20 protein-coding genes and 1 tRNA gene are annotated in these 22,300 nt (G+C 63.1%); 7 read left to right on the forward strand and 14 right to left on the reverse strand.

All coding sequences use genetic code 11. The features are described from left to right. From ACZ5KV_RS05730 to ACZ5KV_RS05745, 4 genes are read left to right on the forward strand one after another with little or no spacing between them, the layout of a single operon-like run. The gene (locus ACZ5KV_RS05730) at positions 1-732 is read left to right on the forward strand and encodes a thymidylate synthase family protein (protein WP_464241387.1); all 732 of its coding nucleotides are present in this window, start codon (positions 1-3) and stop codon (positions 730-732) included. After that, positions 722-1,765, forward strand: coding sequence for a nucleotide kinase domain-containing protein (locus tag ACZ5KV_RS05735; protein WP_464241388.1), 1,044 nt, complete (start codon positions 722-724; stop codon positions 1,763-1,765). Before ACZ5KV_RS05730 ends, ACZ5KV_RS05735 begins: the two co-directional genes overlap by 11 nt. Continuing rightward, complete coding sequence (locus tag ACZ5KV_RS05740; protein ID WP_464241389.1) at positions 1,749-2,783, forward strand: radical SAM protein; 1,035 nt, start codon at positions 1,749-1,751, stop codon at positions 2,781-2,783. The genes ACZ5KV_RS05735 and ACZ5KV_RS05740 overlap by 17 nt, the downstream gene beginning before the upstream one ends. Position 2,784: 1 nt before the next feature. After that, a complete protein-coding gene (locus tag ACZ5KV_RS05745) occupies positions 2,785-4,284 on the forward strand; it encodes a hypothetical protein (RefSeq protein WP_464241390.1) in 1,500 nt (499 codons plus the stop codon). Between the two features lie 82 nt (positions 4,285-4,366). Here ACZ5KV_RS05745 and ACZ5KV_RS05750 read toward each other — a convergent pair whose 3' ends face one another. Together ACZ5KV_RS05750 and ACZ5KV_RS05755 are read right to left on the reverse strand one after the other, a co-directional pair. Beyond that, positions 4,367-5,371, reverse strand: coding sequence for a tyrosine-type recombinase/integrase (locus tag ACZ5KV_RS05750; protein WP_464241391.1), 1,005 nt, complete (start codon positions 5,369-5,371; stop codon positions 4,367-4,369). Positions 5,372-5,481: 110 nt separating this feature from the next. Further along, positions 5,482-5,568, reverse strand: a tRNA-Leu gene (locus ACZ5KV_RS05755). A 380-nt stretch (positions 5,569-5,948) separates the two neighbouring features. On the opposite strand from ACZ5KV_RS05755, the gene ACZ5KV_RS05760 reads away from it, so the two are divergent. The 3 genes from ACZ5KV_RS05760 to ACZ5KV_RS05770 all read left to right on the forward strand — a co-directional run bounded on the left by ACZ5KV_RS05760 (position 5,949) and on the right by ACZ5KV_RS05770 (position 10,994). Next, positions 5,949-7,124 (forward strand): FUSC family protein, encoded by a 1,176-nt coding sequence (locus ACZ5KV_RS05760; protein ID WP_464241392.1) that lies wholly within the window; start codon positions 5,949-5,951, stop codon positions 7,122-7,124. A 269-nt stretch (positions 7,125-7,393) separates the two neighbouring features. After that, positions 7,394-8,701, forward strand: a complete 1,308-nt coding sequence (locus ACZ5KV_RS05765; protein ID WP_464241393.1) for an alkaline phosphatase family protein — start codon at positions 7,394-7,396, stop codon at positions 8,699-8,701. Between the two features lie 73 nt (positions 8,702-8,774). After that, the gene (locus ACZ5KV_RS05770) at positions 8,775-10,994 is read left to right on the forward strand and encodes an ATP-dependent helicase (RefSeq protein ID WP_464241394.1); all 2,220 of its coding nucleotides are present in this window, start codon (positions 8,775-8,777) and stop codon (positions 10,992-10,994) included. Positions 10,995-11,032: 38 nt separating this feature from the next. Here the strand turns inward: ACZ5KV_RS05770 and ACZ5KV_RS05775 are convergent, their stop codons facing one another. From ACZ5KV_RS05775 to ACZ5KV_RS05830, 12 genes are all read right to left on the reverse strand, one after another. Next, positions 11,033-12,370, reverse strand: a complete 1,338-nt coding sequence (locus ACZ5KV_RS05775; RefSeq protein ID WP_464241395.1) for a protein kinase domain-containing protein — start codon at positions 12,368-12,370, stop codon at positions 11,033-11,035. Between the two features lie 5 nt (positions 12,371-12,375). Beyond that, a complete protein-coding gene (locus ACZ5KV_RS05780; protein ID WP_464241396.1) occupies positions 12,376-13,113 on the reverse strand; it encodes a metallophosphoesterase family protein in 738 nt (245 codons plus the stop codon). Positions 13,114-13,116: 3 nt separating this feature from the next. Next, positions 13,117-14,526 (reverse strand): cobyrinate a,c-diamide synthase, encoded by a 1,410-nt coding sequence (locus ACZ5KV_RS05785; protein WP_464241397.1) that lies wholly within the window; start codon positions 14,524-14,526, stop codon positions 13,117-13,119. 156 nt (positions 14,527-14,682) lie between these two features. Next, entirely contained in the window at positions 14,683-14,913 is a 231-nt protein-coding gene (locus ACZ5KV_RS05790) for a dissimilatory sulfite reductase D family protein (protein ID WP_464241813.1), read from the reverse strand. Positions 14,914-14,990: 77 nt separating this feature from the next. Continuing rightward, positions 14,991-16,136 (reverse strand): dissimilatory-type sulfite reductase subunit beta, encoded by a 1,146-nt coding sequence (gene dsrB, locus ACZ5KV_RS05795; protein ID WP_464241398.1) that lies wholly within the window; start codon positions 16,134-16,136, stop codon positions 14,991-14,993. A 13-nt stretch (positions 16,137-16,149) separates the two neighbouring features. Beyond that, on the reverse strand, positions 16,150-17,463 hold the full coding sequence (gene dsrA / locus ACZ5KV_RS05800) for a dissimilatory-type sulfite reductase subunit alpha (protein ID WP_464241399.1): 1,314 nt from the start codon (positions 17,461-17,463) through the stop codon (positions 16,150-16,152). Between the two features lie 580 nt (positions 17,464-18,043). Then, the gene (locus ACZ5KV_RS05805) at positions 18,044-18,391 is read right to left on the reverse strand and encodes a DVU0772 family protein (protein WP_464241400.1); all 348 of its coding nucleotides are present in this window, start codon (positions 18,389-18,391) and stop codon (positions 18,044-18,046) included. 741 nt (positions 18,392-19,132) lie between these two features. After that, positions 19,133-19,396: a hypothetical protein gene (locus tag ACZ5KV_RS05810; protein ID WP_464241401.1), complete on the reverse strand. Its 264-nt coding sequence runs from the start codon at positions 19,394-19,396 to the stop codon at positions 19,133-19,135. Further along, positions 19,393-20,109 (reverse strand): DVU0298 family protein, encoded by a 717-nt coding sequence (locus tag ACZ5KV_RS05815; RefSeq protein ID WP_464241402.1) that lies wholly within the window; start codon positions 20,107-20,109, stop codon positions 19,393-19,395. The genes ACZ5KV_RS05810 and ACZ5KV_RS05815 overlap by 4 nt, the downstream gene beginning before the upstream one ends. Before the next feature lie 16 nt (positions 20,110-20,125). After that, positions 20,126-20,740, reverse strand: coding sequence for a tetratricopeptide repeat protein (locus ACZ5KV_RS05820; protein ID WP_464241403.1), 615 nt, complete (start codon positions 20,738-20,740; stop codon positions 20,126-20,128). Between the two features lie 48 nt (positions 20,741-20,788). Next, positions 20,789-21,175 (reverse strand): hypothetical protein, encoded by a 387-nt coding sequence (locus ACZ5KV_RS05825; RefSeq protein ID WP_464241404.1) that lies wholly within the window; start codon positions 21,173-21,175, stop codon positions 20,789-20,791. Next, the gene (locus tag ACZ5KV_RS05830; protein WP_464241405.1) at positions 21,172-22,059 is read right to left on the reverse strand and encodes a YkgJ family cysteine cluster protein; all 888 of its coding nucleotides are present in this window, start codon (positions 22,057-22,059) and stop codon (positions 21,172-21,174) included. Before ACZ5KV_RS05830 ends, ACZ5KV_RS05825 begins: the two co-directional genes overlap by 4 nt. Positions 22,060-22,300 lie beyond the last annotated feature (241 nt).

Consider the following 22,300-nt stretch of genomic DNA (forward strand, 5'->3'; position numbering starts at 1 on the left):
ATGAAAACTGAGTTTGAGAGCAACAATCTTTCCAGCTTAATGATAGACTTATACAAATTGTTTGCCAATGAACGCTCTACAAAAGAAATTCATGGGCTGTCGATAAAGCTCACTGGCTTCGACGACGAAGGCAACATATCGGAAGATGATAATATCCGACAAATAATTGACAACACTTTGGTAAACAACGGAATGCAACCTATCAAGACAGTTGCGAATACAATTTTTCCATTAAATCTTTGGAATCCTACTCTAGAGAGAAACGTATTATATGAAAGATACAATAAAATTTATCCCCAACTTAAAAAATGCCCAGCGAATAAATACGGCCTCTACTTCGAAAGAATGATCAATTACGACCAACAGGGCTTCAACCAGATAGAAAATATTATCAATTTCTACAGCACGGGTAATTTAAGGCGCAGCGCCTATCAAGTTTCTATTTGGGATCCCATCCGTGATCAAAAAAACGTGCGAATGCGGGGGTTCCCCTGCTTGCAGCATTTAGTCGTATCATGCGTCCAAAAGAGGATTACCTTAATAGCCTTCTACGCAACGCAATTCATTTTTGAAAGAGGGTACGGAAATTTCTTAGGGCTGTGTAACCTGGCAAAATTTTTAAGAAAAGAACTAGGGCTACCCGTGGAAAGTTTAATGTGCTACGTGGGGGTCGAACGACTGAACACTTCACCCCGAATCATAAACTCACTCCTTGCAGAATATGAAACGTAGCACTAATCAGCAGACTCCAATCCTCAAGACACAAAACACTAGAAGAACCAGCGACTTTGATTATTACAAATCGTTAGCGCCACTATGCCCATCAATAGTGTATGACACATATTGGGAGTTTGCTTGCAAAAGGCAAGAACTTTTCTATCAAAAAATAAACAAGAGCGGCCTTAAATCTTCAGACTACATATTAAATACATTTAAATTCACGAATGTATATCGCGCGTCCGACCGTGTCAGCCAATACTTAATCAATAATGTCATTTATTCGGGTGATTACAGTCCGAAGGATACTTTCTATAGGATTATATTATTTAAAATTTTTAATAAAATTGAAACATGGCAACATATAGAGCGCGTACTTGGCGAAATTAAATATCACTCTAATAATTTTTCTGTCATTAATAACAATTTAAATTCAAAATTATCATGCGGCGACCGCATCTATTCAGCTGCCTACATCATGCCCTCGGGAAGCAGCATATTTAAAAGCGAAAGAAAACATACGAATCATCTACTATTAATAGAAAAAATGATTGATGATAAGGCCTATCAAACAATCCAAAAATCAAAAACACTAAAAGATGTATATCTGACATTACTAAAATATCCAACAATTGGACCTTTTTTAGCATATCAGTATGCCATTGATTTAAATTATAGTGAGCTGATAAATTTTAGTGAAAATGATTTCGTAGTGGCCGGACCAGGAGCAAAAAGCGGAATTTCGAAATGCTTTGCTTCGCGCGGTGGGCTGTCTGATGAAGAAATCATTGATTTCATGCAAAAAAGGCAGCAATTCGAATTTGATCGGCTCGGCCTTACTTTTCGCTCCATAGGGAAAAGAATGCCTACCCTAATTGATTGTCAAAATATTTTCTGCGAGGTAGATAAGTACTCAAGAATCGCTCATCCTGAGTTCGTATCAAATACAAAGCGCACCAGAATAAAACAAAAATACGTACAACACGCTCAGCCGCTTACCCATTTTGCGTACCCACCTAAATGGGGGATTCATGAAATCGTCAAATAGCCACTACAAGCTAAGAGAAATTAAACTTGAGCTTTCTTATAATTGCAATCTAGAGTGCGTTCACTGTTCAAGTGAAGGAGGAGCGCTCAAATCTAATACGATACCATATGACCAAGTCGAAAGGATAATTAATTCTGCCTCTAATATGGGCGTCGAAACTATATCGATATCTGGCGGTGAGCCGATGTTGATTTCGTATCTCGATAGCCTCGTAAAATTATGTCACAGAAATAATATTCATACTAAAATTTACTCTAACGGAACGTGTGATTTTTCAACAAAAATTGAGCTATTCAAGCAATCATCCGTAGAGATAGCAATTAGTCTTTTTTCAAACCGAGAGAACAGACATAATCAAATCACAAAATGTTCGGCTAGCTTTATAAAAACAAGTCATAATATCAAACTACTCTCCTCATCTAGTATTAAAACAGAAATCCACTTCGTCCCATTGAAGAACAACTATGGCGACCTTCGAAATCTTGTTATTTATGCAAATACTCTCGGCGTAAATAAAGTAAGTGTCTTGAGATTCGTACCACAAGGACGCGGAGCAATAAACGATTTAAACTTAAATAAAGATATGTATCTTGAACTTAAGAAATCAATATTAGAGCTACGCAAGGAAGGACATCTAGTCAGAACAGGCTCGCCAATGAACTTTCTCTTCCTAAACAAACAGCCAACATGCAATTCGGGAATCACCCGAGTAGTCATTGGTCCCGACCTGAGTATTTACCCCTGTGATGCATTTAAACAAATTCAAGCCGACAAGATTGTCGGTCCCGATGAATATTCGAACCTTTCAATTCATAGCTTAGAAGAGTGCTGGACCAAATCTCTCTACTTAAATGAAATCAGGCGCTACGCCGCAAATATTAGCAAGTCATCTTGCGGTAAATGCTCACATTTCGATGTATGTCATGGCGGTTGCCTAGCTCAAAAGGTCTTATTTAATGGGAAATATTATGGGCAACCGGACCCTCTTTGCATAGCCACTAACAACGAAGGCAACTAAGATGGAAATCTCCTCTAAAGACAACACATTGATCAACAACATTATAGAACGTGCTGCAGCTATATCTCAAATAGAAGCAAAATCGATATCTGACTCGAAAATATACACAGATTGCCACAATCGTCTTATTGAAATTCAATTCGAGCACCCCCTGGATAGCAACTGTATTGCAAAATTATCTGAGTTGCTCTCCAAGGGAACCAATGATCTTTATAGGAACATTTCCGATCTTAAAGATATTTGGTATATTCTTATGGATAAATCAATTAAATGTCTTAGATTCTTTGATTCCCGCGAACCATATTTTAAAAATTCAGGCACCAACCCCCAAGCATATGGACTTTCCGAGCTAAAAGACTATTACGAGGAATTTGCAGACTTTGAAGCACTTCTATATGGAAGCAACCGCTTTTACAGAGATCATGTTATTCATCTATTCAGAACATGGCTTATCGGAATCAACATCCTCATCAGCGAGACCCGCTCTGAACCTCTATTCCAGCACTTTCATTTTGAGGGTGTTAATTCTGGATTTACATTAAATTTTTTTGAAGTAATAAGCATCTGGACAATCGCTGCTTTATGCCATGACCTTGGGTATCCCCTTGAAAAGTCCCAGAATATTATCCACAAGACCGAAAAAATGATGAGGCATCTAGTTTCACAGCCAAATATATCGCACAATGTAAATTTTTCTGGGACACAAGACGCTCAAAATAATTTCATCCTTAAGCTCTTAAGCTCTAAGATGCGTCCCTGCGAAACAAAACACGCGACATACATTGCCAGACTTCAATCTAAATACTTCATGAAGTACTCTAAATCACTTGAATCCTACAAACATGGAATTATAAGCTCCATAATCATATACAAATCTCTTTTATATTTCCTTGAATCCGACTTCAGCTTGCATGACGATTACATTTTTGACCACAAAGAAGCTCACCACTACTACATTAAGAGAGATATACTGCGCAGTATATCATCTCACACTTGCAAAGACATTTATCACATGCAATCTACTACATTTCCGCTTCTCCTTATTGTAGCAGACGAGCTCCAGGAATGGGGGAGAAAACGTTGGTCAGACTTATATAGAAATAGTAAAATTCCATCCACGAATTTTATGCTTTTAAATTATGACAAAGAGAATATTTCAGTTGAATTTACTTTCAATAAAGTCCCGCGCACGGACTCAACCCAGCTTATAACATCTTTCTACAAACAGTTCTCCAAATTCAGGCTACTCTTCCGAGACGGACAAGACACCGAGCTCCGCGAGTTCGACTTTTATTTTATATACATTATCAACACAACAACCAATAGATCATTCAAAATTACTTCTTATATCCCCTCAAAGAATCCAGCTGTTTTCAAAATATCATCCACGGACTACTCAAAATCCATTCTGCTCTCTATTGCAAAAGACCTACAAAAAGGCCTTCTTAACGACTGGCACTACATAGAAGAAAAAGATGAACACTCCATTTACATCCACTAAACTTCAAAGCATTAAAGACGCCGACTAAATCCTGGTTTGATTTATTAGAGATTACTGTGCCTATTCAAACAGGAAGCTAGGCCTATATATTATTTAGGCCTCGCCTCTTGCCTGCCAATCGTGCGGCAAGCCTATCCGCTCTTAAATGACTGTATCTTGCCAACATTTGCATACTTTTATGCCCAGTAATTGCCTTTATCTCCATAACGTCTAGATCGGTACTCTCAAAAAATCGGCTTGTTGCCTCATGCCGTAGATCATGAAATCGTAAATCATTGATTCTAGCAGCTCTCCTTGCTTGAACCATTGAAGTAGTTATTTGTTCTGGAGTTAAACCAAACACAGACCCTTTGATTTTCCTTGGAATACCTAAAAGGATAGTCAATGCTTCTGGGGATAACGGCACTGACCTGGACTCACCGTTTTTGGTCTGCGGCAAATGAACGAACCGCCTCTTCAAATCAACATTACTCCAGATGAGGCTTGCGATCTCAGTCCGGCGCATGGCTGTCTCCAGGGCAAAACGAACGACCTCCCGAAACATCTCCGAGCATACTTCCAGCAACCGCTTCTCTTCATCGCCCTCCAGGCGGCGGGTTCGCCCCTTGGAAGTTTTCGGCTTACTGACGTTGCGGACAGGATTACTTAACGACTCCATGCCCCAATCCGTACGAGCCAGCTCGAACAGCTTGGAAAGGAGGGCAAGGTCCAGGCGGATGGTGTTACCGGAGACGCCCTCGGCCTCGCGATCCTTGATGAAGTCGGACAAGTCGCCGCCACGGATGTTAGCAAGGACCTTGCTGGAAAGGCTTCGGCGCTGAATGGCCTGCGCCCTGTTCTCTTCGCGCTTGGGGTCGGACAGGCGGGGGGCATACTCTCTGATGTATCGGTCGAGAGCGGACCTCAGAGTAGTGCTCTCTGCCTCCTCCCTGGACACGAAGATGCCCCTGTCCATTTCGGACTCGACCATGCGCGCCCAGGCGTCCGCCGTGACCTTCGTTTCGAAGGTCTTGCTTTGGACCGGGTAGCCCTTCTTGCGAATCCTGACTTCCCATTGCCGGGGGCCGCGCTTGCGGATGCTGGCCATGACCTAGCTCCTTGCTTCAGGTTCGCCCTTAGTGGAGCATAATTGGAGCAAAAGGTCAAAACGCAGAAAGAGAGGCCGGGGCCTCTCTTTCTTAACTCATTGAAATTATTTGGTACCCGGAGCGGGACTTGAACCCGCACAGCCTTGCGGCCCAGGGATTTTAAGTCCCTTGTGTCTACCAGTTCCACCACCCGGGCAGGGTGGGGTTTATTAGCCTGGGGCGGGGGAGGGCGTCAATGCGTGGGGAATCCGGCAGGGATGCTCCGGCGCGTTCCTCGGCCACCCGGCGCAGCCTCGCGGTGCGGCCCCCCCCGCACGGTCTTTTGATTCCGCTTGCCCGACACAATCTCACAAGACGGCCGTCCGGAACGGCCTCTCCATATGCCAAAACGGCGCGGGACTCCGGACATCCGGCCCCATGCCGCGCCAACCCGCCCCCCACTCCGGGCTTGCCTTGGGGCGCAAACGGTGCCATGAGCACTGCCTTGCATCGCGCCGCCCCGGGCCGTGCCCGGCGCCGCCTTCCCGGTGGCGCCCGCCGTCCATCCGACCGGTCGGCGGCGCATGGAGACGCCCCATGGCCCACATCGACCCCGATTCCACCACCGCCCACATCCGCCACGGCATCAAGACCGGCCTGGCCGCAGTGGCCGCCTATGGCGCGGCCCAGGCCATGGGCCTGCAATACGGCTACTGGGCGGCCCTGTCCGCCGTCATCGTCATGCAGATTTCCGTGGCCGACTCGCTGCAAATGTGCTGGTACCGCCTCTCGGGCACGGCCATCGGCGCCCTCATCGGCGTGGCGGCCATCCTGGCCTTCCCGCATACCCCGGCCATGACCTACCTCGGCCTGTTCCTGGCCGTGGCGTTTTGCGCCTACATGACGCGCTACGACCCGCGCTACCGCATGGCCGCCATCACGGCCTGCATCGTCTTCCTGGCCAGCCTCGGCCAGCAGGACCGCCTGCTCTTCGGCCTGGAGCGCGTGCAGGAGATCGCCATCGGCGTGGGCTGCGCCTTTCTGGCCAGCGTGCTGCTCTGGCCCCAGCGCGCCGCCGAGGAGCTGCAACAGCGCCTGCGCGGCCAGTTCACCCGGGGCGCCGAGCTGTACGGCGCCATCCTCGACGCCTTCCTGCGCCGCCAGGCAGGCCTGGACCCCGGGCTGCTGGACGCCTACGCCGCCTCGGTGGCCGCCAACCGGGGCCTGCTGCACAAGGTTCTGCGCCACGAGCGCCTGCTCTACCGCGACGACACCCGCGCCCTGGGCCTCAAGGTGGACACCCTGGACTCCTGCGTCCGCCACCTGCGGACCATGCTGCACTCCCTCAACGACTCCCAGGGCCAGGGCTACGACATCCTCATGGAGCCCGAACTGCGCTCCCTGGCCGTGGTCACCCAGGACGCCATGCGCGCCATCGGCCAGGGCAACCCCCTGCGCCCCGAGGCCCTGGAAGCCGCCCTGGAAGCCGCCGAGGCCCGCCTGGGCGAACTGCGCGACCAGGGTGCCACCCGCCGCTTCCACCTGCACAAGCTCATGCAGTTCTTCTCCTTCTTCCACTGCCTGCGCTTCCTGGGCCGCGACCTGCTGCGCCACGCCCGGGGCGGCGAAATGCCGGGCACCCCCGGAGCTCCCAAGACCTCCGGCACCGGGGCACCCGCGACACCCGAACCAGCGGACAGCGCCGGGCCCTCCGCCCCCCGGGCCCAGGCGGCTGCAGCGGCCCCTCCGGCCCCCGGAACGCAGGACGCCTGAGCCGCCGACTCCGGCGGGCCGCCTGCGGCGAAAGCAGCCCGCCCCGAAGCGCCACAGGGCGCCGTGCGCGCCGAAGCCGCCAGCCCGACGCAATGCCTGCCCCCCTCCGGCTCCGGGGCGGTGGCGTTGCGCCCGGGCGCCCGCCTTCCGTTTCGCGCTCCCGGCTCCGCGTCCGCCCCGGCCCACTCCGCCGCTCTCCCCTGCGTCCACCCCGCTCTCGTCGCCGCCTCCGGCTTGACCGCACCCGCCGCAGGCGATACCTCCCGGCCATGCATACCGCTCCCCGCCCCCGCTTGGCCGTGCTGGGCCTGGACGGGCTGCCCCTGGCCCTGGCCCGGCGGCTGGCCGCCCGGGGCGCGGCCCCGAACCTGGCCCGGCTGCTGCCCGGCGCCCACGCCCTGCGCGCCGAGCTGCCCGAGCTGTCCCCGGTGAACTGGACGAGCTTCTTCACCGCCGCCGGGCCCGAGGAGCACGGCGTCTTCGGCTTCACCCGGCTGGACCCCGCCACCTACGCCACGGCGCTGACCGACGCCACCTGCGTGGCCGCGCCGACCATCTTCCAGCGCCTGGGCGCCCGGGGGCTGACCAGCCGCGTGCTCAACCTGCCCGGCACCTACCCGGCCCAGCCTCTCAAGGGCATGCTCGTGGCCGGATTCGTGGCCCCGGAGCTGCGCGGCGCGGTCTTTCCGCCCTTTCTGGCCGCCCCCCTGGCCGCCATGGGCTACCGCCTGGAGGCCGATACCGTGCGTGGCGGCGCGGACCACGACTTCCTGCTGGCCGACCTGGACGCCACCCTGGACTCGCGCCGCGCGGCCCTGGCCCTGCTCTGGCCCGACCTGGCCTGGGACCTCTTCGTCTTCGTGCTCACGGAAACCGACCGCCTGTTCCATTTCCTTTACGACGCCGTGGACGATCCGGCCCACCCGCGCCACGCCGGAGCCATGGCCCTGCTGCGCCGCTGGGACGCCGCCCTGGGCGACTTCCTGGACCGCTTCGAGGCCCTGCCCCGGCCCTGGCGGCTGCTCGTCCTGGCGGACCACGGCTTCACGCGCCTGGAAACCGAGGTGGACCTGAACTCCTGGCTGGCGGAGCAGGGCCTCGCGCGCCTCACGGGCACCCAGGCCCACGAAAACGACGCCACGGCCCTGGCTTCGGACTCCCAGGCCCTGGCCCTGGACCCCGGGCGCATCTATCTGCACACCCGCGAGCGCTTCGCCGCCGGGGGCGTGACCCCGGCCCAGGCCCCGGCCCTGGCCGCGCGCATCCGCGAAGGCCTGCTGGCCCTGACCCACCGGGGCCGCCCGGTGATCCGCGCCGTACACGACCGCGCATCCCTCTACCCCGGGCCCATGGCCCACGCCGCGCCGGACCTGCTGGCCGAGCCGCAACCCGGCTTCAGCCTGACGGCCAAGTTCGACGGGCGCCCCGTGTTCGGCCAGCATGGGCGCACCGGCGTGCACACGGCGGACGACGCCTTCTTTTACGACAGCGCCCCCGGCCCGGGCCCGGCGCCCGCGCGCCCGCGCGACGTGGGCAAACTGGTCCTGGACTTTTTCGGCGTCGGCCAGCAGACTTGACGGCTCCCCGGCCCACGGCGGCCCGAACCCCAACCCCGCCGGGCGCGCCCGCCCCGCACACCCGCAACCCGCAATGATCGACTTCGCACACGACCTGAACCCGGCCCAGCACGAGGCCGCCACCCACGGCGACGGGCCGGTGCTGGTCATCGCCGGGGCAGGCTCCGGCAAGACCCGCACCATCGTCTACCGCCTGGCCCACCTCGTTTCGCGCGGCACCCCGGCGGACTCCATCCTGCTGCTGACCTTCACGCGCAAGGCCGCCCAGGAGATGCAGCACCGCGCCGCGCGCCTGCTGGGCGCCACAGGGCTGGCCGGGCTCACCGGCGGCACCTTCCACGGCTTCGCCTACGCCATGCTGCGCCGCCACACCACGGCCCTGGGCCTGACCCAGGCCCCGACCATCCTGGACCAGGCCGACGCCGAAAACGCCCTGCGCGACCTGCGCGACACCCTGGGCCTGGGCAAGGGCGACCGTTCCTTCCCCAAGAAAAACACCATCCTCGGGCTCATCTCCAAAGCCCGCAACAAGGAACGCGCCCTGGCCGAAATCATCCAGGACGAAGCCTACCACCTGCTGCACTACGAAGACGAAATCGGCCAGATCGCCCGGGCCTACACGGGCTTCAAGCGCAAGCACGGGCTGGTGGATTACGACGACCTGCTCTTCCTCCTGGAAGAACTGCTGCGCGACCACGAACCCGCGCGCGAGGCCACCCGGCGCCGCTTCCGCCATGTCATGGTCGATGAATACCAGGACACCAACCTCGTGCAGGCCCGGCTGGTGCGCCTGCTGGCCGGCGAGGCCGGCAACGTCATGGCCGTCGGCGACGACGCCCAGTCCATCTACGCCTTTCGCGGCGCCAACGTGCAGAACATCCTCTCCTTCCAAACGATGTTCCCCGGGGCCAGGCTCATCCGCCTGGAGCGCAACTACCGCTCCACCCAGCCCATCCTGGACCTGACCAACGCCCTGCTGGAACAGGCCCAGCAAGGCATCCGCAAGCGGCTGTACACCGAACGCACGGACGGCCCCAAGCCCCGGCTGGTGCGCACCCTGTCCGACCGCTCCCAGGCCCAGGCCGTGGTCGGGCGGGTCATGGAGCTTTCCGGCCGCTACCCCCTGGCGGATATCGCCGTGCTCTTCCGCGCCGGGTACCAGTCCTTCCCCATCGAGGTGGCCCTGAACCGCCTGGGCATCAAATACCGCAAATACGGCGGCATCCGCTTCTCCGAGGCCGCGCACATCCGCGACGCCCTGGCCTTCTTGCGGCTGGCCCAGAACCCGGCGGACCTGCCCGCCTTCAAGCGCGTGCTGGAGCACGTGCGCGGCGTGGGCCCCAAGTCGTGCGCCAAGCTCTACGACGCCCTCTTGCGCGGCGACGCCAAGGCCGTGGCCAAGGCCTGCGCCAAGAACAAGGAATTGGAAGAAACCCTGCACTTCCTGGATGGACTACGGGCGAATCCCGCCGCCCCGGCGGCCCTGCTGGCCCGCGTGCTCGACTTCTTCCAGCCCGTGATGGAGAAGACCTACGCCGACGACTGGCCCCGGCGTCAGGCCGGGCTGGAGCAGCTCGGCCGCATCGCCGCGGGCTATGCAGACCTGGACGCCTTCCTGGCCGACCTGTGCCTGGAAACACCCGACGAGGGCGAGGACGACGACGGCGGCCAGGCCCTGACCCTGTCCACCGTGCATTCGGCCAAGGGCCTGGAATGGTCCGCAGTGTGCATCATCGACCTGGTGCAGGACCGCTTCCCCTCGCGCCACGCCCTGACCCGCGCCGAAGACCTGGAAGAGGAGCGCCGCCTGCTCTACGTGGCCTGCACCCGCGCCCGCGAGGAGCTGGCCCTGTTCGTGCCCTCGGCCATCTACAACCAGCAGAGCGGCGGCAGCGAACCGGCCCTGGACAGCCCCTTCATCAGCGCCCTGCCCCCGGCGGTCACCGAGGCCTGGCGCGAGTCGTACACCGGCGGGCTGGCCCGCGCCGACGGCGGCGACATGATCTACACTCCCGCCGCGCCCGCCCCGCCCCGGGGGCCGCACACGGCGGGGCCCGCCGGAGCCGACACAATCCCCCCCGAGGACGGCGGCGACCAGCGCCCGACCCCCGGGCCGCAGGCCCCCACCCCGGCGGGCGGCCCGACCCTGACGCCCACCCGCCTGGGCTACTGCCGTCACAAGATATTCGGGCGCGGCAAGGTCGTGGCCGCCATGCCCGAAGGCAAGGTGCGGGTCAACTTCCCGGGCTTCGGGCTCAAGGTCATCCTGGCCGATTATCTGGAATTCGAGTAGGCGCGGCCCGCCGCGGAACGCCGTCTTGGGCGGCCCCGCTACCCGCGCACGGCGCGGGCGAACAGGCGGCAGTCCAGGTCGTGGTGGGCGATGTGGCCCAGTTCGGCGTCGGCGGTCCAGGCGCTCTGGAAGGTCCGCCGGTCCGCGGACCACAACCGGGCCCGGGCCGGATCGAACACGGGCTCCAGGCAGTGCGCCCGCTCCCGGGCCACGGGCCGCAGCAGGGTCGCAAGCTCCGGCACCGTGGGCAGGCGCCAGCCCACTTCGCCGCCCAGGCGCCGGGCGTTGAGCCCGGCCACATGCTCCAGGGCCTGGGCGTATTCCACGGCGTAGGGCGTGCCCTCGCGCTCCCACAGCAGCCCCGATTCCCGCTCGGCCACGGTGCCGTCGCCCTGGTCGCGGAAGGCCCGGGCCGGGTAGGCCCGGGGCCGCCACAAGGCGTCCAAGCCGAAGGCCTCGGGGCCCGTGCGCGGGCCGGTCTTGAGCGGCGCCCGGCGCCGGAGGGCCGGAGCCTGCCCCGCCGGGGCCGCAGGCTCGGACGGCAGCGCGCAGGCCCGGGCCGCGCGCGCGTTCCAGGCCACCAGCAAGGCCTCCAGCGCGGCGGCCATGGCGTTGGCCGAGGGGAAGCGCCGGGCCGGATCCGCCGCGCAGGCTTGCGCCAGAAAAGCATCCCAGTCCGCATCCAGGTCCGGGTTCAGCGCCGAGGGCCGGGGTGCCCCGGGCAGGGGCAGCCGCCCGGTAAGCATGCGCACCAGGGTCACGCCCACGGCGTAGAGGTCGCTGCGGGCGTCGGCGGCCTCGGGGTCGGCCTCCTGCTCCGGGGCGGCGTAGAACGGCGAGCCGACCTTCTCAGAGGGGTGCAGGGCCATGCGCTCGCCGCGCAGGCGCGACAGGCCGAAGTCGATCAGCCGCACCCGGAGGCCGTCGAGCAGCAGGTTGAAGGGCTTCACGTCGCGGTGGACGATGCCCGCATAGTGCAGCCGGGCCAAGCCTTCCAGGGTTTGGGAGGCGATGTCCGCCGCGCGGGGCAGGGGCAGCGTCCGCGAGGGCGCCTCCACGAGATAGGTTTCGCCGATAAGCCCGCCCAGGGTGGTGCAGCCGTAATCCATGACGAAATAGGGCCGCCCGAGCCGGTCGCGGCCCAGGTCCCACACCGGGGCGATGTTGGGGTGGTGCAGGGCGGCCATGGTCCGGGCCTCGGCCAGGAAGCGTCGTTCCAGCTCCGCCGCTCCGGCCGTGGCCAGAAGCTCGTCCGCAGGTGCCAGGAGCTTGAGGGCCGCCGCGCGCCCCAGGGCCAGATGACGCACCTTGTACACCGCGCCCATGCCCCCGCGCCCCAGCAACCCGAGGACCGCATAGCCGCCGATGGTCCGCACGGCGCTCAGTGCCCCGTGCCCAGGCGGCGGGCGAAGGTTTCGGGCACGCCCTGGGCCAGCATGCGTTCGGCCACGGGCCCTGCGTCGTAGGCCACGCGGCGCACCTCGCACGTCTGGGCTCCGGCGTCGTAGACCACGTATTTCGACGTGGTGTCGAAATCGTCGCGCGGCTGGCCCACGCTGCCCACGTTCAGCAGGTAGCGGCAGTCGGGGTCCAGGGCCAGCACGCCCGGAGCCAGCACGCCCCGTGTGAGCTGCCCGCCGTCCCAACGCACCCAGGCCAGATCGTGGGTATGGCCCACGAAGCACAGCGGCTCGTCCATGTGCGCCAGGGTCTGCTCCAGGCGCCCGTCGTCCACGGCGTGCAGGTACAGGTGCAGGTTGTCCGGCGGATAGCCGTGGACGCAACGCACCCCGGCCACCACCAGCGAGGTGGGCAGGGCGGCCAGGGCCTCGCGGGTGGCCGCGCCGATGAGTGTTTCGGTGATTTCCACGGCTTGGCGCGACTGGGGGTTGAACCAGCGCTTGTGCGACTCGCGCAGCATGGCGTGCTCGTGGTTGCCCATGACCGTGGGGATGCCCCGCTCGCGCAGCAGCGCCAGGCAGGCCTCGGGGTCCGGCCCGTAGCCGATCACGTCGCCCAGGCTCACGGCGCGGGTCAGGTCCTGGGCGTCCATGTCTGCCAGAACGGCCCGCAGGGCGTCCAGGTTGCCATGAATGTCGGAGAGAACGGCCAGTCGCACGGTCTAGATCTCCTCGGCCCCTTGGGCCCGGGTGCGCCACGCCTGCGCGGCGGCCACGAAACGCGGCGCCCACCAGGGCGCGGCCAGGGCGTGGATGTGCGCGTATCCGGCAAAGGTATTGGCGCGCAGCAGCCCGTCGTGGCGCTCGTGCATGCCGTGGCCCCGGCGCATGGCCAGGGCGAAGTCCAATCCGTCCGGCACCGGGGCCGCGCAGCGCGAGTAGTGGAACTCGTGCCCGGCCAGCAGGGCGCCCACGGGGTGGAAGGGATTCTCGCGCACCACCTCGGCGTGCACGTAACCCAGCCCGCTGGGCCGGGGGCAGACTTCGGTGTCCACCTCGAAGACCCCGGCCATGGGCCAGGTGCGGCCCTGCCAGCTCAGGCTGCGCGCCAGATACATGAACCCCCCGCATTCGGCATACACCGGCAGCCCGGCCAGGGCCAGGGCGCGCACGCGCTCGCGGGCGGAGACGTTGGCGGCCAGGGGCTCGGCCAGGGTTTCGGGGAACCCCCCGCCCAGGTACAGGCCGTGGATTTCCGGCCAATGCTCCGCTTCCAGCAGGGACAGTTCCACCAGTTCGGCCCCGGCCCGGCGCAGGGCCTCCAGGTTCTCCTCGTAGTAGAACCACAGGGCCGCGTCGCGCACATAGCCGATGGTCACCCCGACCGGGGCGGCGGGCTCGGGCCACAGGGGCTTTTGCGGCGCGGGCAGCGCCGGAGCCGCGCGCGCCAGGTCGAGGATGCGCGCGAGGTCCACGTTGTCGGCCAGCACCTGGGCCAAGCGGTCCAGGATGGCCTCCTGCCCGCCGTATTCGCGGTTGGAGACAAGGCCCATATGCCGCTCGGGGATGGGGTCGGGGTCCAGCTTGGGCAAGGCGCCGAGCACGGGAATGTCCGTGTGGTACTCGATGCTCTCGCGCAGGATCTCGCGGTGCCGGTGGCCCGCCGTGCGGTTCAGGATGACCCCGGCCAGCCGCAGCCCGGGCTCGAAGCCCGCCACGCCCTGAAGCACGGCGGCGGCGGTGCGGGTCATCTTGGTGCAGTCCATGGCCAGGACCACCGGGGCCTCCAGGGTGCGGGCCAGGGCGGCGGTGGAGCAGGAGCCTTCGCGGTCCAGCCCGTCGAACAGGCCGCGGTTGCCCTCGACCACGGCCACGTCCAGCTCCCGGCTGCGCTCCAGGAACAGGGCGCGCAGGGTGTCCGCATCCAGGAAGAAGGGGTCGAGGTTGGTGGCCGGGCGCCCGGCGGCCAGCCCGAGCCAGACCGCGTCGATGTAGTCCGGGCCCTTCTTGAACGGGGCCACGCCGTGCCCGGCCCGGCCCAGGGCCCGGCACAGGCCCAGGGTGCAGATGGTTTTGCCCGCGCCGCCGGACAGGCCGGCCAGGATCACGCGGGGGGGGCTCAGGCTCGCCATGGGCACGCTCCAAAAAAAACCGATTCCTCGGGCCACTCTATAGCTGCCCGTCGGAATCGGCCTTTCGTCGATCCGTGGAAATCCTTGCGCTCCGGCAACGCGGAGCGTGCGGCGCGCACGCAGCCAGCGCCGACGGGCGCGGCCGTGCGGCGGGTCCTAGTCCTCGCCCTCGGAGTGCGCCTGCTTGCCGGCGCCCTTGAGGCCGTACATGGTGGTGCTGCCGGAGGACCAGAACTCCAGGACCTCTTCCTGCACCAGCGCGGTCAGAACCTTCTTCACTTCGCGGGCCTTCTCATCGGGGAAGACCTTGAGGAAGTCGTTGAAATAGAATTTGGTCTTGCTCTTGGAGCTGCAGAAATCGACGATCTGCTGCTTCGCGGTTGCCATGTCGATAGCCATGATCCACCCCTTTGAGTGTGATTCGGGGCGCGGGTTGCCCCGCGCCCCGGGTTAATAGGCTCGTTCTACCACTTGAAGTTCGTGGTCTGGCGCCAGGTGTAGTACGCCGGATCACGGAAGTCGTCGATCAGGTGCTCGGTGAACTCCAGGTCGCACTTCTCGAAGAAGCGCTCCCAGCCGATGCGCTCGGCCCAGTCGCCCAGACGCTCGTACTTGCGGGCGTCCTTGGAGTAGGCGTCCACGATCTGGCGGATGACCTTGGCCAGGGTGGGCCAACGGGGCGGCTCGTTGGGGATGAAGGCCACGACGACCTTGGAGAACTTCGGGTTGCTGATGCGGTTGGAGATCTTGCCACCGGCCATGATGACCAGACCGTCGCCTTCCTTGTCGGACAGCGGCAGCGAGGGGCACATGGTGTAGCAGTTGCCGCAGAACATGCAGCGCTCGTTCTTGATCGCCACGGAGTTCACGGTCTTGCCGTTGATCTCGGTCTTGGACGGACGGATGGCGCCCATGGGGCAGGCGGCCACGGCGAGCGGAATCTCGCACAGGTTGTCCAGGTACTCGTGGTCGATCAGCGGGGGCTTGCGGTGGTAGCCCAGGATGGCGATGTCCGAGCAGTGCACGGCGCCGCACATGTTCAGGCAGCAAGCCATGGAGATGCGCAGCGGGGCGGGCATGTTGTGGGCGCCGAACTCCGCGAACACCTCGTCCATGACGACCTTGACGGTGCCGGAGGCGTCGGTGGCGGGGGTGTGGCAGTGGACCCAGCCCTGGGTGTGCACGATGTTGGTGATGCCCGCACCGGTGCCGCCGACCGGGAACTTGTGGGACCCGGCGGCGAACTTGCGGGAGTTGAGCTCGGCCTTGAGCGCCAGGGCCTCGGCCTTGGACTCGACCATGAACTCGACGTTGTTGCGGGTGGTGAAGCGCAGCTTGCCGCCAGCGAACTTGTCGGCGATCTCGCAGATCTCGCGGACGTGGGTGACGGACATCAGACGAGCGCCGCCGCAGCGCACGGTGTACACTTCCTCACCGCTCTCGGCCTTGTGCATGAGCACGCCGGGCTCGATGATTTCGTGGTACAGCCACTTGCCCTTGTTGCGGGCGATGACCGACGGGTAGAACTCGTCGTACTTGCGCGGGCCGATATCGGAGATACGGCCTTCCATGGGTTTTTCAGGATTGTATCCAGCGGAAATGAATGCCATTGTATTCGACCCCCTATCTCTGGTGTCTCTTGCGGAACTCGTTGATGTCGCGCTCCCAACCACCGGTGACATCCTCTTCCTTCCAGAAGATGTAGGGGTTGGTACGAGGCTCCTGGACGTGGCGCGGGTCGGCCTTGATGCCGGTCACTTCCAGCATCTTCTGGAAGCTCATGCGGCGGATGGTCTCGCCGATGCGCTCGCGGTTCTTGCCTTCCTCCATCCACCAATCCCACAGGTTCTCGACCACTTCCTTGACCTCGTCGTAGGGCTCCTCGACGGGGACGAAGGGCACCAGCAGGGAGCCCATCTGCGCGCCATCCAGGATCGGGGCCTTGGCGCCGACGAAGATGGACGCGCCGCGCTCGTCACCGATGTGCAGGGCGCGGGGCATGGTGTTGATGCAGTGCATGCAGCGGTAGCATTCCTTGTTGTCGATCGAGAGCTTGGAGCCGTCCCAGCTCATGCACCCGGTGGGGCACAGGGCCACGACTTCCTTCTCGATGTCGAACTTGCCCCAGTCGCGGCCGGAGTGAGCGCCGGCGTTGGGGGCGAACTCGCCCTTGACGTAGCCCTTCACGGCGTCCTGGTCGATCTTGATGTCGTCCTTCCAGGTGCCGATGACGGAGAAGTCGGAGCGGGCGATGGAGGCCACGCAGCCGTTGGGGCAGCCGTCGAACTTGAACTTGAACTTGTAGGGGAACGCGGGACGGTGCAGCTCGTCCTGGTACTCCAGGGTCATGGCGTAGTTCAGGTCCTGCGTGTCGTAGCAGGCGTACTCGCAGCGCGACTGGCCCAGGCAGGAAGCCGGGGTGCGCAGGTTGGAGCCGGAACCGCCCAGGTCGGTGTTCAGGTCGTGGGTCAGGGTCCAGAAGATCTCCTCAAGCTGCGGGGTGGTCGTGCCCAGCCACACGAGGTCGCCGGTGGCGCCGTGCATGTTGGTCAGGCCGGAACCGCGGAAGTCCCACAGGTCCATCAGCTTGCGCAGGTACTCGGTGGAGTAGTACTTGCCGGCGGGCTGGGCCACACGCACGGTGTGGAAGTGGGCCACGCCGGGGAACTTCTGCGGCTGGTCGCAGTAGCGGCCGATGACGCCGCCGCCGTAGCCGAACACGCCGACGATGCCGCCGTGCTTCCAGTGGGTCTCGCCATCCTCGTAGGACATCTCCAGAAGGCCCAGAAGGTCGTCGCAGACGTCAACGGGGATCTGGTACTCGATGCCATCCGGATTGGCGTGCCTGTGCTCGGCCTCCTGTTTGATGTCGGACACGAAGCTAGGCCAAGGCCCAGACTCTAATTGGTCCAACAACGGAGTCTTGTGTTTTGCCATTCTCTTACCTCCATTGTTCTTGAATGATGTTTCTGCCTCATGAAAGACGCGGCGCCTCGCGGCCCATCACGGCCCCGCTTCGGCGACGGATTGCCCCACTGTCATTTTCGCCTCGCGCCCGGCGCCCCCCGCGCCCAGCGCATGTCGTGAACAAATTCACAACGGGGAAACTATTGGACGCTAGGCCGGAAACCCGGGTTTTGTCAACCCAAAAGCCCCGAACGTATTGGCGAAATAGCATATCCGGCAGGGGCGGTACAGCCCCGCGAACGACTCTCAGTTTCACGGTCGCTCAGACCGTGTGGAAGCTCCAGGCTCTGAAAAAGATTCATCAATGGTTTCTTGGTGTTGAATGGCAGCCCTCGGCAAGGGGGCCCCAAGCGGACCGCTTTCAATTAAAGCCCCTACAAACTACACTTCCGGCCTGCCAAGGCAAGCATTATTTTCGGCGCGCACCACCTCTCAGGCCCCGCCGCGCACCGGATGCGCGCCTGCGCACCCCGGCGGCCAGGAAGCCCCGCGGCCCAAAAAAAGAGGCCGGACCCTGGGGCCCGGCCTCCGGCTTTCGCGTGGCGGCGCGTCAGTTGTACAGCTCCTGTTCGAGCCAAGTCCTGATCTCGCCGTTGATGGGGTAGACGCCCTTGTTGCCGCCGACCTCCTGCTCGAAGCGCCTGCGGATGTCCGCCGGGGGGCGCACGCAGGCCAGGTCTTCGGCGCCTTCCATGGTCCTGCGGACCAGGCAGACCTTGGGGCCTTCCTCCCAGTTGTAGACCACGAAATAATTGGACACGTCGTCCTTGCTTTTCACGCGGTTCTCGTAGCTGCCGCCGTAGCCGTTGTTGCCCCATTCAAGGTACAGGGCCACGGCGTCCGCAGGCTCCATTTCCCAGTCGATGTGCAGGTTCCTGAAACGGTTCAACTGGCTCATGCCATCCTCCTTGGTATGCGTCTGCGGCGGCGTCTTCTTCCTCGGCCATCCCGGCGCGGCCTCGCGCCCGCCGGGAGCCCGGGGGCCGGAGGGATTCCGGCCCCCGGGGGGCGTCCCTGTGTGAATACCCGTCAATCCGTACCTGCGCTCCCATGGCTGCCGCCATGCCGTGCCGGTACGATTTAATAATAACTATTAGCGATAGTGGGTCAAGAGGAATCTCGACTTTTCCTCTCCGCGAAAGACCCCGGTGCAGGGTGGTAACAGCGCGGCAGCGCACCGGGCGAGCGGACCCTCGGGGATGGGCGCCGGCTCCTGCGCCACGCGCACGGCCGGTCCCTGGGCGCGCGAGGCCCTCGGAGGCGGCGGCCCGGGGAGGGCTGGCGCTCGGGGCGCTGGGTGCCGGGATGCCGCGTGGTGCCGAGGGACGCAGGGGGTGCGGGGGGCAGGACACCATGGCTCCGGACGGAAGAACACCGCCCGGCCAGAGGGCGCCGGGAGCGCACCACGGCGAAGGGTGCGTTGCCCACAGGGCCCGCCTCCGCCCGCAGGCCCGGCGGCGGCCCGCCGGAAGGCCGGGAGCCGCCCCGGCGCCGGGCCATGAAAAAGGCCGCGCGAACGCGGCCTTTCCGGCGGGCACCCGCTCCGCCCTCCCCTCCCTGCCCCGGTGGCGCAGGCCCGCGAAGGGCCGGGCGCGGGAAGCGCGTGGCACAGGAAAGCCCCGCCCGGCGGGCCCTGGGCTCAGCTATCCTCGTCCAGCAGGCGCCGGGCGATGGCCTCGTCGTAGAGGCCCATGGGGTTGCGGTCCTTGTTGCGCTGGGCGTACAGGCGCGCGGCGGTGCGCACCACGTCCAGGGGAATCCACTCGTGGCGCTCCCAAACCTCGGGCAGCTCCTTGTTCCACATCCGGAACTCGATGCCGCCCTCCTCGCCCTGGCGCACGTACATGCGCACGTCATGGGTCTGCATGCTCGGGTAGTAGTACAGGCCTCGTTCGTCCTTCACGCTCGCTCCTCATGGCTCCGGATGGCGTCCAGGGCCTCGCGGGCCAGGGCGCCCAGGGTGGTGCGCTCCAGGCTGCCGCCGCGATAGATGTCCACCGGGTCCCCGGCGCCCGCCAGGGCTTCCAGGGCCGCCCGGGCTTCGGCCACCCGGCCGAGGCCCAGGGCCCGGGCCACGAGTCCGCGCGCCTGGGCGCCCTGCTCCTGGCCCAGGGCGCGCAGCAGGTCCGGCGCCACGTGGGCCAGCAACTCCGGACGCGCCTCGCCCAGCCGCCCCAGGGCCCAGTAGACCCCCAGGCGCAGCGGCGGGTGCTCCAGGAAGTTGTCGTCGCCGATGGCGCACTCGGGGCACTGCACGTAGGAAGCCAGGTTCTTGTGGTATTCCCGGGCCAGCAGCGCGCTGCGGGCCATGGCCTCGCCCATGGCCTCGGCAATGCCCCAGCCGATGTTCCCGGACTCCTCGTTCATGTGCCAGAGGAAGCGGCGCATGACCACGCGGGCGGCCTCGGGGTTCTCGGCGGCCATGCGCGCCACGGTGGCGCCCAGGGCCGCGGCCGCACGCCAGCGCACGTCTTCCTCGGGGGCCAGCAGCAGGGAGAACAGCGGGCCCACCAGTTCGGCGGCGGGCCGCCCGGCCAGCCGGGCCAGAACCGCGTCCTGGTCCGCCCCGGCCAGCAGTTCCCGGGCCTCCGCCTTCATGCGCCGAAAGCGCGCCATGGCGCCCTCCCGCCCCCTAGCTCACCTGCTCCAGCAGGGCCGGGGGCACCTCGTAGCCGGTTTCCCGGGCCTTGGCCAGACAGCGCGCGGCCTCGGCCTTGTCGCCCTTCTCCAGCCAGTACAGGCCCATGTTGTTCCACGCCGGGCCGAACTCGGGGGCCAGTTCCAGGGCGCGGTCCAGGTGCGGCTTGGCGTCGTCGAACTGTCCGGCCATGATGTAGGCGCTGCCCATGGTGGCCAGGGCCTGCACATAGTCGGGGTCGCGGTTCAGCGCCTTCTTGAGGTTGACCACGGCGCGGTCGGGGTCGCCCTTTTGCAGGTAGCAGAAGCCCATGTTGGCAAAGGGCACGGCGAACTGCGGCCGCGCGCCCGAGGCGCTGCGGTTGTAGTTCAGGCAGCCGTCGATGTCGCCGCGCTGCAGGCAGATGCCGCCGAGCTGCACGTAGGCCTCGGCCATGCGCGGGGAGTTGTCCAGGGCCTCGCGGAAGCTCTCCTCGGCCTCCTGCCACATGCGCTTGGCCAGATAGGCCACGCCCAGATTGTAGTGGTGGCTGGCGCATTTCGGGTTGCCCGCCAGTTGCATCTGGAGCTGGGCGATGTATTCGTCAACGTTCCTGGCGTCGGTGCTCACGTCGGCGCTCCTCGTTCTTGCGGGGCCGGGGCCCCGGGTTTGGAAAACCTAGCGCTCCCAGGTCATTTCACGGCCCTGGGCGCGCAGCATCTCGTTGTACCAGACGATGAAATCGTACATGCCCCGGTAGCGTTCGTCCTTGTTGACGATGCCCATGGCCAGCTCGTGGGCGCCCCGGCTGTAGTGGGCCCCGACCTTGGAGGTCATGGCCCGGGAGCGCAGGAAGGTGCGCACCAGATCCTGGATGGTCTGGCCGCTCTCGTCGGTGCGGATGTCCATGGGATCGAAGGGCTCGGGGAAGGGGTCCCAGTTCTCGTAGCCCACCTTGTCGATGAACTTGCGCCGCCGGGGGGAGAGCCGCTCGTACATGACGCGCTTGGTCTCCTCCTGCTCGGCGGTCAGCGGCGGGCGGGGGGGCTTGGGTCCGGCGATCATGGCTTGGAACCTCCGATTTCCCAGTTCAGGGAGCCGCAGGTGGCGCAGGCGGCCGAGCCCTGCCCCTGGTCGCAGGTGGAGCAGGCGCTTTGGGCGGCCGGGGCGGAGGCTGCGGCGGACGCAGGTGCAAAAGCCTGGGCGGCAACCTCGCCCGGGGCGGGCCGGGCCGGGTCGGCTTCCGCAGTCAGCGCCCTGCGCGCGGCCTCGACCTTTTCCCACTCTTCGTCGCTCATGAGCCCCAGGTACTCGGCGTCGTAGCGGTTCATGAGCGCCATGGACACCGGCACCAGCGTTTCGGCCAACCGGGCGTAGCGCGTGCGCAGGCCGGCCGTCAGCTCGTGGGACAGGCGCAACAGCCGGTCCTGAAGCAGTTCGACCTTCACCGTGGGGTACTGCACGCCGGGGGTGAAGCCGCATTTGGCGCAGGTGTGGGCCTGGCCGCGGATGGCCGTGGGGATGCCGTAGAGGCGGCAGGTCAGGGGCCGGTGCGCGTAGAGGGCGCAGCGGTCGTCGTCGTCCAGCAGCGGGCAGCGCACCCGGGCCTTGGCCATGTATTCCAGAATCTCGGAGGTCCGGGCGCCGTCACGCGACATGCGGAAGGCTTCGCGCTTGATGCGGTAGGCCTTGCGGTCGGCCTCGTCGGCGCGGGTCAGCAGGTCGCTGCGTCGCTGGCCGGAGTAGCATTCATTGAATTTGGCGTTGAGGTACATGGCCTCGACCAGGGTCAGGTCGAACAGGGCGTGGCAGCAGTCGCTGCACCCGGGAGCGCAGGCGATGCACTGGCCGTGCTCGGCGCCGACGCGCTCCACCACCTGGTCGACCTCCCGGGCCAGAGCCTCGTAGCGCTCGAAGAAGGTGCCGAAGTCGCCAATGTTGGGGGTCATGATACTCTCCAGGAAAAGACCTGTCCGCCCCCGCCGGGCCCCGGGCTCCGTTGGCGGGCGTGGGGCCGGAGGCGGTGGTACCGGAATGTAAGTCCGCCGGGCGGGTTGTCGAGCCCCGGGGCGGCATTTTCTCCCGCCCGGCGCCGCCGGGGCCCGCGCCGCGTCCGCACGCGGGGGCGCCGCCGGGGCCAGATGCGCCGAAGGGAGCGGCGCCAGGCCGCGCCGCTCCCTTCGGATTCGG

It is taken from the genome of Desulfocurvus thunnarius (assembly GCF_055390965.1).